15 protein-coding genes and 1 other RNA gene are annotated in these 13,010 nt (G+C 67.5%); 8 read left to right on the forward strand and 8 right to left on the reverse strand.

Annotated elements, in window-relative coordinates; all coding sequences use genetic code 11:
* The first annotated feature begins 25 nt into the window (after nt 1-25).
* The 5 genes from bufB to ACZ2IA_RS04015 are packed head-to-tail and all read left to right on the forward strand — an operon-like array spanning nt 26 to nt 3,504.
* Nucleotides 26-871 (forward strand): MNIO family bufferin maturase, encoded by an 846-nt coding sequence (gene bufB / locus ACZ2IA_RS03995; protein WP_470291279.1) that lies wholly within the window; start codon nt 26-28, stop codon nt 869-871.
* On the forward strand, nt 868-1,608 hold the full coding sequence (locus tag ACZ2IA_RS04000) for an HvfC/BufC N-terminal domain-containing protein (protein WP_470291280.1): 741 nt from the start codon (nt 868-870) through the stop codon (nt 1,606-1,608). Before bufB ends, ACZ2IA_RS04000 begins: the two co-directional genes overlap by 4 nt.
* 13 nt (nt 1,609-1,621) lie before the next feature.
* Nucleotides 1,622-2,077, forward strand: a complete 456-nt coding sequence (locus ACZ2IA_RS04005) for a DoxX family protein (RefSeq protein ID WP_470291281.1) — start codon at nt 1,622-1,624, stop codon at nt 2,075-2,077.
* 52 nt (nt 2,078-2,129) lie between these two features.
* Nucleotides 2,130-2,981, forward strand: coding sequence for a phosphoserine phosphatase SerB (gene serB / locus ACZ2IA_RS04010; protein ID WP_470291282.1), 852 nt, complete (start codon nt 2,130-2,132; stop codon nt 2,979-2,981).
* Nucleotides 2,982-2,991: 10 nt separating this feature from the next.
* The gene (locus ACZ2IA_RS04015) at nt 2,992-3,504 is read left to right on the forward strand and encodes a PilZ domain-containing protein (RefSeq protein WP_470291283.1); all 513 of its coding nucleotides are present in this window, start codon (nt 2,992-2,994) and stop codon (nt 3,502-3,504) included.
* 112 nt (nt 3,505-3,616) lie between these two features.
* Here the strand turns inward: ACZ2IA_RS04015 and ACZ2IA_RS04020 are convergent, their stop codons facing one another.
* Nucleotides 3,617-4,123, reverse strand: a complete 507-nt coding sequence (locus ACZ2IA_RS04020) for a GNAT family N-acetyltransferase (RefSeq protein WP_470291284.1) — start codon at nt 4,121-4,123, stop codon at nt 3,617-3,619.
* A 40-nt stretch (nt 4,124-4,163) separates the two neighbouring features.
* The gene (locus tag ACZ2IA_RS04025) at nt 4,164-5,540 is read right to left on the reverse strand and encodes an MFS transporter (protein ID WP_470291285.1); all 1,377 of its coding nucleotides are present in this window, start codon (nt 5,538-5,540) and stop codon (nt 4,164-4,166) included.
* Nucleotides 5,541-5,680: 140 nt separating this feature from the next.
* Here ACZ2IA_RS04025 and ACZ2IA_RS04030 point away from each other — a divergent pair, with 140 nt between their 5' ends.
* Nucleotides 5,681-6,586 (forward strand): LysR family transcriptional regulator, encoded by a 906-nt coding sequence (locus tag ACZ2IA_RS04030; protein ID WP_470291286.1) that lies wholly within the window; start codon nt 5,681-5,683, stop codon nt 6,584-6,586.
* Nucleotides 6,587-6,663: 77 nt separating this feature from the next.
* On the opposite strand, the gene mpl is transcribed toward ACZ2IA_RS04030, so the two are convergent.
* Nucleotides 6,664-8,037, reverse strand: a complete 1,374-nt coding sequence (mpl, locus tag ACZ2IA_RS04035; protein ID WP_470291287.1) for a UDP-N-acetylmuramate:L-alanyl-gamma-D-glutamyl-meso-diaminopimelate ligase — start codon at nt 8,035-8,037, stop codon at nt 6,664-6,666.
* Between the two features lie 216 nt (nt 8,038-8,253).
* On the opposite strand from mpl, the gene ACZ2IA_RS04040 reads away from it, so the two are divergent.
* Nucleotides 8,254-8,580 carry a cupin domain-containing protein gene (locus tag ACZ2IA_RS04040; protein ID WP_470291288.1) on the forward strand — a complete coding sequence of 109 codons (327 nt, stop codon included), beginning with the start codon at nt 8,254-8,256 and terminating at the stop codon, nt 8,578-8,580.
* 49 nt (nt 8,581-8,629) lie between these two features.
* Here the strand turns inward: ACZ2IA_RS04040 and ACZ2IA_RS04045 are convergent, their stop codons facing one another.
* Entirely contained in the window at nt 8,630-10,039 is a 1,410-nt protein-coding gene (locus ACZ2IA_RS04045; protein WP_470291289.1) for a sodium:proton antiporter, read from the reverse strand.
* A gap of 378 nt (nt 10,040-10,417) precedes the next feature.
* Here ACZ2IA_RS04045 and ACZ2IA_RS04050 point away from each other — a divergent pair.
* Nucleotides 10,418-10,492: non-coding RNA, sX9 sRNA (locus ACZ2IA_RS04050), on the forward strand.
* A 14-nt stretch (nt 10,493-10,506) separates the two neighbouring features.
* Here the strand turns inward: ACZ2IA_RS04050 and gloA are convergent.
* Genes gloA through gmhB form a run of 4 tightly spaced genes read right to left on the reverse strand, consistent with a single transcriptional unit; the run spans nt 10,507 to nt 12,965 of the window.
* Nucleotides 10,507-10,896, reverse strand: a complete 390-nt coding sequence (gloA, locus tag ACZ2IA_RS04055; protein ID WP_470291290.1) for a lactoylglutathione lyase — start codon at nt 10,894-10,896, stop codon at nt 10,507-10,509.
* 57 nt (nt 10,897-10,953) lie between these two features.
* The gene (locus tag ACZ2IA_RS04060) at nt 10,954-11,604 is read right to left on the reverse strand and encodes a M48 family metallopeptidase (RefSeq protein ID WP_470291291.1); all 651 of its coding nucleotides are present in this window, start codon (nt 11,602-11,604) and stop codon (nt 10,954-10,956) included.
* Between the two features lie 7 nt (nt 11,605-11,611).
* Complete coding sequence (locus tag ACZ2IA_RS04065; protein WP_470291292.1) at nt 11,612-12,379, reverse strand: lysophospholipid acyltransferase family protein; 768 nt, start codon at nt 12,377-12,379, stop codon at nt 11,612-11,614.
* A 43-nt stretch (nt 12,380-12,422) separates the two neighbouring features.
* A complete protein-coding gene (gmhB, locus tag ACZ2IA_RS04070; RefSeq protein WP_470291293.1) occupies nt 12,423-12,965 on the reverse strand; it encodes a D-glycero-beta-D-manno-heptose 1,7-bisphosphate 7-phosphatase in 543 nt (180 codons plus the stop codon).
* Nucleotides 12,966-13,010 lie beyond the last annotated feature (45 nt).

Genomic DNA, 13,010 nt, shown 5'->3' on the forward strand with positions numbered 1-13,010 from the left:
CGGCACCAGCAAGAAATAAGCCGACATGACCAAGACCCCGACCCAACTGCCCGTCAACGCCGGCATCGGGCTGCGCGCCCCGCACTACCAGCTGGTGCTCGACAGCCACCCGGCCACCGGCTGGCTGGAAGTACACAGCGAGAACTTCTTCGACGGCGGCCTGCCGCTGGCGATGCTGCAACGCGTCGCGGCGAGCTACCCGCTGTCGCTGCACGGCGTCGGCCTGGGGCTGGGTTCGGCAAGCCGGCCCGATCCGGACCACCTCGCGTCGCTCGCGCGGCTGGTCGACGCGGTCGACCCGGCGGCGGTGTCGGAACACCTGGCGTTCAACCACGCCGGCAGCCGCTACACCAACGACCTGTTGCCGATCCCGTACACCCGCGCCGCGCTCGACACCATCGCCGGCCACGTTGCCGAGGTGCAGGACGCACTCGGCCGCCCCATCCTGCTCGAGAACCTGTCGAGTTACCTCGAATACCCGGCCAATGAACTGACCGAGGGCGAATTCCTCGCCGGCCTGGTCGAGCGTACCGGCTGCGGCCTGCTGCTCGACGTCAACAATCTGTACGTCAACCAGCAGAACCTCGGCACCGACGTCGACGCCTTCCTCGCCGCGCTGCCGGCCGACGCGATCGGCGAGTACCACCTGGCCGGCTACTCGACGCGCGGCGACCTGCTGGTCGATACGCACAGCCGGCCGGTGCACGAGGCGGTCTGGGCACTGTTCGAGACGGTACTGCAGCGCTTCGGCCCGCGTCCGACGCTGATCGAGTGGGACATCGACATCCCGCCGCTCGACACCCTGCTCGCCGAATCGAGAGAAGCGCAGCGCCGGCTCGACGCCTGGACAGCCATGGAGGACGGGCGATGAGCGACTGGCAGCACTGGCAGATTCGGCTGATAGCCGCGATCCACGCCCCGACCGCCCCCGACGACGGCTTCGCCGCCGACGGCCTCACGGTGTACCGCAACAACTACCGGGTCGGGCTGATCGACACGGTCAAGGTGATCTACCCGGTGATCGGGCAGCTGGTCGGCGATGAATTCCTCACCGGCCTGGCGCGCGAATACGTGAAGCGCACCCCGTCGGCGAGCGGCAATCTGCATCGCTACGGCGAAGGCTTCGGCGACTTCCTCGACGGTTTCGAGCCGGCCAAGACGCTGCCCTATCTGGCCGAGCTGGCGCGACTCGAGTGGGCGCTGCATCGCGCCTACTACGCCGCCGACGCCGCGCCGTTCGACCCGACGACCTTGGCCGAAACCGACCCGGAACGCTGGGGCGAGCTGTGCTTCGTGTTCCAGCCGGCCTGCGCGCTGGTCCGTTCGGCCAACTGGCCGATCGTCGAGATCTGGCAGGCGCACCGCCCCGGCGGCGACCCGAGCCGGGTCGACCTCGGCAGCGGCGGCGAGAACGCGCTGGTCTACCGCCAGGCCGATCTCGAAGCCGGGTTGATTGCGCTCTCCGACGCCGACGCCGCATGCACCGCCGCGCTGATTGAAGGCGCGACGCTGGAGGCGGCGACCGATGCCGCGCTCGCGCTAAACGCCGATTTCGACCTGCAGCCGCTCTTGGTGACGCTGCTACAGTTGGGGGCACTGGCCGCCTGACGGGAGAACCACCATGAAAGCGCTGTGCCGCCTGATCGCCGCCTTCGCCGCGCCGATCCGCCTCGCCGACTCACTGCGGCCCTTGCTGCTCTTGGGGCTGCGGCTGTTCCTCGCCAGCGTGTTTTTCAAGTCGGGGCTGACCAAGATCGACGACTGGGACACCACGCTGACGCTGTTCACCGAGGAATACCATGTGCCGCTGCTGCCGCCGGCGGTAGCGGCGGTGCTGGCAACCTGCGGCGAGCTCGGGCTGTCGTCGCTGCTGGTGCTGGGACTCGCCGGCCGCTTCGCCGCCACCGGCCTCTTCATCCTCAACGCGGTAGCGGTGATCAGCTACCCGGCGCTGAACGAGATCACCCGCTCCTACCACTACTACTGGGGCAGCGAACTGTTGGTGCCAATGCTGTTCGGGCCGGGGCTGCTGTCGCTCGACGCCTGGGTCGTGCGCCGCTGCCGCAGCGGCGGCTGAGCGTGCATGGCATAATCGGGGCATCCACTCAACACCAGCGCTGCCCCGAACCATGCCGAACACCTCCTACACCCTGGTGGTCCAGTCCGCCGAACTCGATACCGTCGACCTGTCCGAACTGGCCGAGCTCACCGAAGCCGGCGGGATCGACCGCCCCGCCGCCGGCGTGGCGCGGCTGGTGTCGGCCAGCCCGGCCAACCGCGACGCGGTGCTCGAATGGTGCGAGGGTCACGAGCTCGACGCGGCGTACGTGCCGAGCGAGCGCTACTTCGCCGACTTCGGCCTGATCGTGTCCGACATGGACTCGACGCTGATCACCATCGAGTGCATCGACGAGATCGCCGACCGGCTCGGCGTGAAGGACAAGGTCGCCGCGATCACCGAGCGCTCGATGGCCGGCGAGCTGGACTTCGCGGCGTCCTTGCGCGAGCGCGTCGCGCTGTTGGAAGGCCTGCCGGAGCGCGAGCTCGAAACGGTGTACAACGACAAGGTGGCGCTGACGCCTGGCGCGCGCGAACTGTTGGCCGCCTGTCGCCAGCACGGCCTGCGCTTCATGCTGGTGTCGGGCGGCTTCACCTTCTTCACCGAGCGCCTGAAGGAAGACCTTGGCCTCGACTACGCCTTTGCCAATACTCTGGAAGTGAAGGACGGCAAGCTCACCGGCCGCCTGGTCGGCGACCTCGTCGACGCGGCCGCCAAGGCGCGGCTGCTGATCGAGGTGCGTGACGAATTGGGTCTGAGACCCGAGCAGGTGATCGCGATGGGCGACGGCGCCAACGACCTCTTGATGTTGGCCGAAGCCGGCGTCGGCGTCGCGTTCCGCGCCAAGCCGGTGGTGCGCCGTCAGGCCGACGTGGCGATCAACCATGTCGGACTCGACGGCGTCCGCCATCTATTCCTGTAAGGAGAACCCTATGCCGCCGACCCTGCCCCCGCTCGACACGGTCAGCTTCGACGCCGAACTGCCGCTAATCAGCCGTCCGCTCGACGCGCTGCCGGCCCGGCTCGACCGCGAGACCCGATTAGCGCTGCGCCTGTTGGCGGCACCGACCGAGACCCGCGACAACAGCGACCCGCTGCTGTTGCGCGTCGAGGCCAAGCTGGACCTGGCGCTGGAGCTCGGCCTGCTGGCGCGCCACCACGAGCGCCCGCCGCAATGCACCAGCCGGGTCGGCCTGGAGGCGCTGGCCTGGCACGACCCGACCGCCCTGCCGGCCGGCGAGCGGCTGTTGCTGACGCTGTTCCCCAACCTCGACTCGGCACTGGCCCTGAACCTGCCGATCGAGATCAGCCACAGCCAGGACGACGGCCAGGGCGGCAGCGTGGTCAGCGCCCGGCTGATCGCGCCGTTCGACGACGGCAGCCGCGAATGTTGGGAGCGCTGGGTGTTCCGCCGCCACCGCCTCGGCCTGCAGAGCCGCGGCTGATTGCGGTAAACGGCGGCTTCGGCGGCCGAAACAAAAAACCCGGCGCACGGGACAGCGCCGGGTTTTTTGTCGCCTGGACATCGGGGTGAGCGTACGGCGTTGAGCAGCCGCATCAGGCCGGCCCGTTCAGATCGCACCACATATGCAGCTTCGCCACGAACTCGCTGCCCACCATGACGGCCAGCGGCTCCAGCCCGAATTCGACGAAACCGCAGCGTTCGTACAGTCGGCGCGCCGCGGCATTGCCGTCGGTGACGGTGAGCTGGACGGTTCGGATGCCGCCGCGCCCTCGGGCATGCTCCAGCACCGCCTCGACCAGGTAACGCCCCAAGCCTGTCTGACGGAATCGCGCCGGGACGTACATGCCGAACAGCGTGGCCTTGTGGCGGGCCTTCTCGCGCGTGTCGAAGGCGATGCCGGCAACGCCGGCGAGCAGTTCGCCGTCGAACGCGCCGAAAACGGTCTCAGATTCGGCTAGACGCGACTCCCACCACGAAATCGGCAGCACCGAGCGTTCCGAAACGCTCGAGGTAAACGCGTCGGGATGACGCTCGTACGCTTCCAGCATCAGCTGCCGGTAGGTAATGGCATCGGCGGGGACAAGGCGGCGTATGTTCATCCCGACACCTTAGCCCACGTTGGCCGAACAGGCTCAGTGCTCAGTGGCTAGCCACCACCCGCCCGACCCCGTTCGCCATCCGCAAGCAGCTCACCCCGGCCGCACCGAGCGCAAACACCGCGCCGACAATCAGCGCCATGCTCGTGCCGTTATGCGGAAACAGATTGAACAGCAGCGCCACCAGCGACGCCCCGGTGGTCTGCCCCAGCAGCCGCGCGGTGCCGAGCATGCCGCTGGCGCCGCCGCTGCGGTGCGCCGGCGCGGCCGACAGCATCGCGTAGTTGTTCGGCGACTGGAAGAAACCGAAGCCGATCCCGCACAGCGCCATCCGCCAGACGATGTCGAGGTGGCTAGGCTGCGCCGGCAGCAGCGACAGCGACAGCAGGCCGGCCGCGAACAGGGAGAGGCCGATCGCGCCGAGCAGGCCCGGCGAGTACTTTTCCACCAGGCGGCCGGACAAGGGCGCGACCACCATGATCACCAGCGGCCACGGCGTCATCAACAGGCCGATCTGGGCCGGGCCGTAGCCGAGCGACTGCAGGTAGAACGGCAACGACACCAGCGCCAGCATCTGCGCGGTGAACGAGCAGATCGAGGTGCCGACCGACAGGCCAAATAAGGGAATACGCAGCAGGTCGACCGGCAGCAGCGGCGCGGCGAGATCGAGCTGGCGGCGCACGAACACGTAGCCGATAGCCAGCGCGACGACGAGCAGCGCGCCGACCAACAGCGGGCTCTCGCCGTGGCCGAAGCCGTCGACGCTGAAGATCAACAGGCCGAAGGTCAGCGCGTTCAAGAGCGCGCTCTTGATGTCGAAGCGGTGGCTGACCTGGTGCGGGTTGGCCGGCAGCGCGCGCAGCGCGATCAGCCAGGCGATCAGGCCGATCGGCAGGTTGATCGCAAACAGCCACTGCCACGAGGTCACCGACAGGATCGCCGCGGCGATGGTCGGGCCGGCCGCCGACGACAGCGCCACCAGCAGCGAGTTGTAGCCCATGCCGCGCCCCAGCTGCGCCTTCGGGTAGATCACCCGGATCAGCGCGGTGTTGACGCTCATGATCGCCGCCGCGCCGAAGCCCTGCAACACACGCGCAACGGTCAGCGTCATCAGCGAATCGGACAGCGCGCACCCCACCGAGGTGACGGTGAATACCGCGAGGCCCCACTGGTAGATGCGCTTGTAGCCGACGATGTCGCCGAGCGAGGCGAACGCCAGCAACGAGATGGTGATCGCCAGCTGGTAGGCGTTGACCACCCAGATCGACGCGGCCGGGCTCGCGTTCAGGTCGCGCGCGATGGTCGGCAGCGCCACGTTGGCGATCGCGCCGTCGAGCACCGCCATGCTGACGCCGAGCGCGATCACCAGGATCGCCCCATAGCGCTGCGGCAACGGCACGCCGTCGATATTTCTACTCATAGCTTTCGGAACCGGGAGGAGCCCGACGCACCAAGGCGGCGTCAGGCCATAACAGGGATATTCAAGCTCAGTGTAGAAAGGCCATTGATTGCTGTCGATAATAGTAATCGACCTATTTGATAGCTTTTACGACTCAATCCATGGAACTGCGCCAGCTGCACTATTTCATCGCCGTCGCCGAGGAGCTGCACTTCGGCCGCGCCGCCGAACGGCTCGGCATCACCCAGCCGCCGTTGAGCCAGCAGATCCGCGCGCTGGAGGATGGCATCGGCGCGCGGCTGTTCAACCGCACCAACCGCCGCGTCGAGCTGACCGAGGCGGGCCGGCTGTTCCTCGCCGAGACCCGCGCGATCATCGCGCGGCTCGACAGCGCGGTCGAACAGGCGGCGCGCGCGCACCGCGGCGAGATCGGCGAGCTGCGGCTCGGCTTCACCGTGTCGGCGCCGTTCACCGCGGTGTTCTCGCGCTCTATCTACGCCTTCCGGCAGAGCCACCCGGACGTGCGCTTGGCGCTGCAGGAACTGAACACCGTCGACCAGATCGACGCGCTGATGGAGCGACGCCTGCACGTGGGCCTGATCCGCCCGGCCGAGCTGCCCGAGGCGCTGACCGCGATCGAGCTGATGCACGAGCCGATGGTGATCGCGATGCGCAGCGACCATCCGCTGGCGCAGCACGCGCCGGGCGAGGCGCTGCCGCTCGATGCGTTCGCCGGCGACGACTTCGTGCTGTTTCCGCGCACGATCGGCATCAGCCTGTACGAGCAGATCATCGGCCTGTTCCGCCACGCCGGCTTCACGCCGCGCATCGCGCAGGAAGCGCGCGAGGCGTCGACGCAGATCGCGCTGGTCGCCGCCGGCTTCGGCGTGTCCATCCTGCCGGCGCTGCAGCAACGCATCCAGCTCGACAACGTCACCTACCGCGCGATCGCCGACCCGGAGGCGCGCACCGCGGTGTGGCTGGTCTACCGAGAAGAGGATCATTCGCTGCTGGTGCAGGACTTCGTGCGCCAGGTGAAGGCCGAGGTAGCGCGGGCGGCAGCGTAGCCGCAAAAAAAAAAAAAAAAAGTTGGCCGAACCGGCACATGCCCGGTTCGGCCAACCTTGTCGCGTGGTGCAGTTACTTAAGCCAACCTGTCCAGCAGCTTGCCGTGGATGCCGCCGAAGCCGCCGTTGCTCATCACCAGCACCTGATCGCCCGGGCGCGCCTCAGCGACCACCGCCGCGATCAGCGCGTCGAGGTCGTCGAAGGTCTGCGCCTGGTCACCGAGCGGCAGCAAGGCGTCGGCCGGGTTCCAGCCCAGGTTCGCCGCATAGCAGAACACCTTATCGGCGGCGGCGAGCGAACCGGGCAGCGCGTCCTTCATCGTGCCGAGCTTCATCGTGTTCGAGCGCGGCTCGAGCACCGCCAGGATGCGCGTGCCGGCGCCGACCTTGGCGCGCAGCCCGGCGACGGTGGTCGCGATCGCGGTCGGGTGGTGGGCGAAGTCGTCGTAGACGGTGACGCCGTTCACCACGCCCCTCACCTCCATGCGCCGCTTCACCGTGCGGAAGCGGCCGAGCGCCGCGATCGCGTCGGTCACCTTGACGCCGACATGGCGGGCGGCGGCGATCGCGGCCAGCGCGTTCAGGCGGTTGTGCTCGCCGAGCTGCGACCACTCGACCCGGCCCTGCAGCGCGCCGTCGAGCCTCACCTCGAAGCTGCCGTCGGCGTCGACCGCACCGACCTGCCAGCCGGCGTCGCCGCCGAAGCGCTCGACCGGCGTCCAGCAGCCGCGCGCCAGCACCCGCTCGAGGCTGGCCTCGCGGCCGTTGGCGACGAGGCGCCCGTTGCCCGGCACGGTGCGCACCAGGTGGTGGAACTGGGTCTCGATCGCGGCGAGATCGGCGAAGATGTCGGCGTGGTCGAATTCCAGATTGTTGAGGATCGCGGTGCGCGGCCGGTAGTGGACGAACTTGCTGCGCTTGTCGAAGAAGGCGGTGTCGTACTCGTCGGCCTCGATCACGAAGAACGGGCTCTCGCTCGCCGGGTCCTGCGCCGGCACGCCCGGCAGCCGCGCCGACACGCCGAAGTTTTCCGGGATGCCGCCGATCAGGAAACCGGGCGCGAGGCCGGCGTCTTCCAGGATCCACGCCAGCATCGAGCTGGTGGTGGTCTTGCCGTGCGTGCCGGCCACCGCCAGCACCCAGTGGTCGTGCAGCACGTTTTCGGCCAACCATTGCGGGCCGGAGATATACGGCAGGCCGCGGTTGAGGATCTCCTCCATCAAGGGCTTGCCGCGGGTGACCACGTTGCCGATCACGTAGATGTCGGGATTGAGTTCGATCTGCTCGGCGCCGAAGCCCTGGGCCAACTCGATGCCCATCGCCTCGAGCTGGGTACTCATCGGCGGGTAGACGTTGGTATCGCAACCGGTGACGCGGTGGCCGGCCTGCTTGGCGATGGCGGCAAGGCCGCCCATGAAAGTGCCGCAGATGCCGAGAATGTGGATGTGCATGACTGTCAAAAACGTGAAAACGGCAAAGGAGTAAGGATACCGCAAAGCGGTGGCGCGGCGCTCAGGCGACGCGCTACCGGCGCGGACCGGACAGGAAACGGCGCATCAGCCTGGTCGAAGCCACTGTCGCCGCGGCCACCGACACCCGCTGTCACTGTCGAGCCATCAGCCTGGCGGCTAGAGTGAGGGTCCCTCTTTCGCCGCCGGAATACCGCCATGGAACAACGTCTGACCCTCGCCAACGCGCACGCCGCGCTCGCCGGCCACGATGCGCCGTTCATCACCCTGCTGCGCCACGGCACGCTGGAGGTCGAGCTGTACCGCCCTATCGGCGTCAACAGGCAGCAGCCGCATCGCCGCGACGAGGTGTATCTGATCGCCAGCGGTCACGGCGAGTCCATCTGCGGCGACACCCGCCAGCCGTTCGAACCGGGCGAGCTCTTGTTCGTACCGGCCGGGGTCGAGCACCGCTTCGTCGACTTCTCGGACGACTTCGCCTGCTGGGTGCTGTTCTACGGCCCGGACGGCGACGAGGCGCGATGAAAAACGCCCGCCGGGTGGCGGGCGTTTCGGCCAACGTCGCGGTGCGGTATCAGACGCGAAAGAACAGCACCGTCAAAAGCGCGAACAGCGGCAGCAGGAACGCGCACGACCAGGCGAGGAAGCCGAAGAAGCTCGGCATCGCAATGCCGCGCTGCTCGGCGATCGCCTTGACCATGAAGTTCGGCGCGTTGCCGATATAGGTCATCGCGCCCATGAACACCGCGCCCATCGAGATCGCCAGCAGCGTCTGCGGCAGCTGGGTCATCAATGTCGTGGCGTCGCCGGCGGCCAGGTTGAAGAACACCAGATAGGTCGGCGCGTTGTCGAGGAAGCTCGACAGGATGCCGGTCATCCAGAAGTACATCGCATTGATCGGCATGCCGTCCTCGCCCGACACCATGCCGACCAGCGCGGCGAGCTGGCCGTCGCTGCCGGCGCGCAGGATCGCGATCGCCGGCGCGATGGTGATGAAGATGCCGGCGAACAGCTTGCCCACCTCCAGGATCGGGTCCCAGTTGAACTCGTTGCCGGCGCGGACCTGCTTCGGCGTCAGCGCCAGCGAGGCGAACGCCAGCACCAGCAGCAACAGGTCGCGCACCAGGTTCTGCAGCTCGAGATGGGTGCCGACGATGTCGAAGCTGACGCCCGGCTTCCAGAAGCCCGACAGCAGCACCGCGCCGATCACGCCGGCCAAGAGCACGAAGTTGAAGGTGCCGTACAGCTTGATCGGCGTATCGTGGCTCGGGTCGCGCGGCTCGACGCCTTCCTTCTTGAAGTAGTAGCTGTCCACGACGTAGAAGATCGCCAGCAAGGCCAGCGACAACAGCAGCACCGGCAGCGCCATGAACTTCATCGTCCAGAAGAAATCGACGCCCATCAAAAAGCCGAGGAACAGCGGCGGGTCGCCGAGCGGGGTCAGGCCGCCGCCGACGTTGGCGACCAGGAAGATGAAGAACACCACCACGTGCACATTGTGCTTGCGGTTGTCGTTGGCCTTCAGCAGCGGACGGATCAAGAGCATCGCCGCGCCGGTGGTGCCCATCAGCGACGCGAGCACGGTGCCGATCGCCAGGATGCCGGTGTTGAGCTTGGCCGAGCCGTGCAGATTGCCCCACACCAGGATGCCGCCCGACACCGTGTAGAGCGAGAATAGCAGCACGATGAACGGGATGTACTCGGTCAGCAATGCGTGCACCAAGAGCGCGAGAGTGGTGTGGCCGCCGAACGCAAACGCGAACGGCACCAGGAACAGCACGGTCCACAGCGCGGTGATCTTGCCGAAGTGGTGGTGCCAGAAGCCCGGCGCAAAGATCGGGAACAGCGCGATCGACAGCAGGATGCCGGCGAACGGGATCGCCCAGGCGAGGCTCAGCGTGGCGCCGTCGAGGTCGGCCGCCTGGGCAAGCCCGGGCGCCAGCAACAGCAGCGGCAATAGGGTCCTCAGGATGGTTTTTTTCATTGTTTCTCCTGTCTCGGGGAACGGGCCGTTCGGTCAACCAGGACGGGCGGTGCGCGTTAAACGTTCCGTCGCTGTCCAGTCGTGTTCGGCGAAGCGACCCCAGCGGGCAAGGCCCGATTGCAAAAAAGGACGGACAGACCGCCCCAAGGACGGGTCCGGCAGCTGCCGCCGGCACCCGTACAAAACACGGCAGTCGACACTAGCACGCCCCTCGGACGGGGGCTTTGTGGTTTCGCCAACTGTCGTGCTACTGCAGCTGGCGACGCCCCCGCGTCACCGGCTCTCTGAACCAGTCCTCAAAGTTACTGCGCGGACGTGATCTCGGGTTGGACGGTCGGCGTGCGAATCTATTGATTCGCCCAGCGATCAGGAATCCTCATGTACTCCAGTACATTCCGGTTCCTGCGCTCCGTCCGCCCCGAGCTGACACCCGCTCGCTACACTTTGAGGGCTGGTTCTCACACCGCTTAGCGGCTGCGCTTCTGGATGAACTCGATCTTGTAGCCGTCCGGGTCCTCGATGAAGGCGATCACGGTGGTGCCGTGCTTCATCGGGCCGGCCTCGCGCACCACCTTGCCACCCTTGGCGCGCGCCGCGTCACAGGCGGCGGCAGCGTCGTCGACCTCGACCGCGATGTGGCCGTAGGCGTTGCCGAGCTCGTACGACTCGGTATCCCAGTTGTGGGTCAGCTCGAGCACCGCGGTGTCCTTCTCGTCGCCGTAGCCAACGAACACCAGCGTGAAGCGGCCCTCCGGGTAGTCGGTTCTGCGCAGCAGCTTCATGCCGAGCACATCCTGGTAAAACGCCAAGGAACGCTCGAGATTGCCGACCCGCAGCATGGTATGCAACAGACGCATGGTGATTCTCCTTGTCTTGCCAACGACCGCCGCCAACCGACGCGGCAGCGGCAGGGTTCAGCCGATTCGGAACAGCTCGGCCGAATGCTGTTTGAGCCAGTCGCGCCGGGCCTGCCAAGCGGGGCAATGGCGCCCGACCAGCGCCCAGAACGCGGCGGAATGGTTCATGTGTTGAAGATGCGACAGCTCGTGGACGATCACGTAATCGATCACAGCAGGCGGCGCCTGGATCAGCCGCCAGTTGAGCCGCACCACACCGGCGCTGGTGCAGCTGCCCCAGCGGCCGCGCGCGTTGGCGAGCTTCACCTCGCGCGGCAGCAGGCCGGTGTGGCGCGCCAGCGCCGCGGTGCGCGCCGGCAGATACAGCGCCGCCTCGCGTGCCAGCCACTGGGCCAGCGCAGTGCGCTGTTCGGCCGGCTCGGCCGCGCCGGCGATCAATAGGCTATCGCCATCGCGCCGCACGCTGCGCCGCCGGCCGTCGACCGGCTGCGGCGTCAGCGCTTGGCCGAACAGGTTGATGGTCGCCGGCACGCTGTCGGTCGCGCGCGGCGCGGCCCGCCAATGCAAGGCAATCCAGTCGCGGCGAAGTTCCAGGATGCGCTGCAGTTCGGCCAGCGGCACGCCGGGCGGCGCCGCCAGCCGCACCTCGCCGTCGGCGATGCGCAGCGAGATGCGCGTGCGCGCCTTGCGCGACACGCGAACCGGCACCCTGCCCTCAGGCAGAGTGAGATGCAAGACGTCGGGCACGCTCGTCCGGGTTGGCAAACGGGCCGACGCCGCCGATCTCGCGCTGGCGCGCTTCGATCCACTCCTCGGCTTCTTTCATCGTTGCCTCGGGGCCGCGCTCGCCCGGGTAGATCGGCGTGCCGATCACCACGGTGATCTCGCCCGGCTGCTTGATGAAGGCGTTGCGTGGCCAGAATTCGCCGGCGTTATGCGCCACCGGCACCAGCGGGATCTCCAGCGTCTTGGCCATCCGTGCTGCGCCGAGCTTGTACTTGCCGCGGCTGCCCGGCTTGATCCGGGTGCCTTCCGGGAACACGGTGATCCAGAAACCGTGGCGCAGCCGCTCACGGCCCTGCTCCAGCAGCCGGTCGTTGGCGCGGCTGCGGTCGGAACGGTTGATCGCGATCGGGTTCATCAGCGCCAGCCCCCAACCGAAGAACGGAATCCACAGCAGTTCGCGCTTGGCGACGTAGATCTGCGCCGGGAAGATCGCCTGCAGCGCCAGCGTCTCCCAACCGGACTGGTGCTTCGAGCAGATGATGCCGGGGCTGTCGATGATGTTCTCGCGGCCGATCACCCGGTACTTCAGGCCGACCACGTGCACCAGCGTCCAGGTCAAGAGGCGGGCCCAGCTCTGGCCGACCACGTGACGGGTACGGCGCGGCAACGGTGCGGCGATGAACAGGGCAAGAAAGAACAGCGGCGTGATGACGATCAGCACCAGCCAGTAAATCAGGTTGCGAATCAGAATGGACATTTTCGGGTTTCGGCCGACGTCGCCGCCGGCCGGCGTCTCCAGTTCAGTGGGCCGTGTCGATCAGATAGTCGGCGGCGGCGTACAGGTCGTCGAACACCAGCGTGCCGTCGGGCAGGCCGCCGGCGGCCAGTGTCTTCGCGCCCTTGCCGGTCTTCACCAACAGCGGTTGGCCGCCGACCGCGGCGATCGCCTGCAGGTCGCGCAGGCTGTCGCCGATCAGCGGCAGGCCGTCGGTGTCGGCGTTGAAGCGCTGGGCGATCTCCAGAATCATGCCGGGCTTCGGTTTGCGACAGTCGCAATTGTCGTTGGCGGTGTGCGGGCAGAACAGCACCGCGTCGATGCGGCCGCCGGCTTGGTTGACCAGCCGGTGCATCTTCTCGTGCATCGCGTTGAGCGCCTGCACGGTATAGAGCTTGCGGCCGATCCCCGATTGGTTGGTCGCCACCACCACGCGCCAGCCGGCCTGGGTGAAGTTGGCGATCGCCTCCAGGCTCTTGTCGATCGGCACCCATTCGGCCGGGCTTTTCACAAAATCGTCGCGGTCGTGATTGATCACGCCGTCGCGGTCCAGAATCACCAGTCTCACAGCTTCCCCCCGAGAAACACGAAAGGCGCACGCTCCGGCTCGGGA

The organism is Crenobacter sp. CS_VA4, assembly GCF_055597485.1.

What these genes read in the sequence shown, in the direction of transcription:
- gloA (WP_470291290.1), bottom strand. Translation starts at nt 10,896, where the DNA reads ATGCGTCTGTTGCATACCATGCTGCGGGTCGGCAATCTCGAGCGTTCC.
- ACZ2IA_RS04020 (WP_470291284.1), bottom strand. Translation starts at nt 4,123, where the DNA reads ATGAACATACGCCGCCTTGTCCCCGCCGATGCCATTACCTACCGGCAG.
- ACZ2IA_RS04040 (WP_470291288.1), top strand. Translation starts at nt 8,254, where the DNA reads ATGGAACAACGTCTGACCCTCGCCAACGCGCACGCCGCGCTCGCCGGC.
- ACZ2IA_RS04000 (WP_470291280.1), top strand. Translation starts at nt 868, where the DNA reads ATGAGCGACTGGCAGCACTGGCAGATTCGGCTGATAGCCGCGATCCAC.
- ACZ2IA_RS04030 (WP_470291286.1), top strand. Translation starts at nt 5,681, where the DNA reads ATGGAACTGCGCCAGCTGCACTATTTCATCGCCGTCGCCGAGGAGCTG.
- ACZ2IA_RS04045 (WP_470291289.1), bottom strand. Translation starts at nt 10,039, where the DNA reads ATGAAAAAAACCATCCTGAGGACCCTATTGCCGCTGCTGTTGCTGGCG.
- bufB (WP_470291279.1), top strand. Translation starts at nt 26, where the DNA reads ATGACCAAGACCCCGACCCAACTGCCCGTCAACGCCGGCATCGGGCTG.
- ACZ2IA_RS04065 (WP_470291292.1), bottom strand. Translation starts at nt 12,379, where the DNA reads ATGTCCATTCTGATTCGCAACCTGATTTACTGGCTGGTGCTGATCGTC.
- serB (WP_470291282.1), top strand. Translation starts at nt 2,130, where the DNA reads ATGCCGAACACCTCCTACACCCTGGTGGTCCAGTCCGCCGAACTCGAT.
- ACZ2IA_RS04025 (WP_470291285.1), bottom strand. Translation starts at nt 5,540, where the DNA reads ATGAGTAGAAATATCGACGGCGTGCCGTTGCCGCAGCGCTATGGGGCG.
- mpl (WP_470291287.1), bottom strand. Translation starts at nt 8,037, where the DNA reads ATGCACATCCACATTCTCGGCATCTGCGGCACTTTCATGGGCGGCCTT.
- ACZ2IA_RS04005 (WP_470291281.1), top strand. Translation starts at nt 1,622, where the DNA reads ATGAAAGCGCTGTGCCGCCTGATCGCCGCCTTCGCCGCGCCGATCCGC.
- ACZ2IA_RS04015 (WP_470291283.1), top strand. Translation starts at nt 2,992, where the DNA reads ATGCCGCCGACCCTGCCCCCGCTCGACACGGTCAGCTTCGACGCCGAA.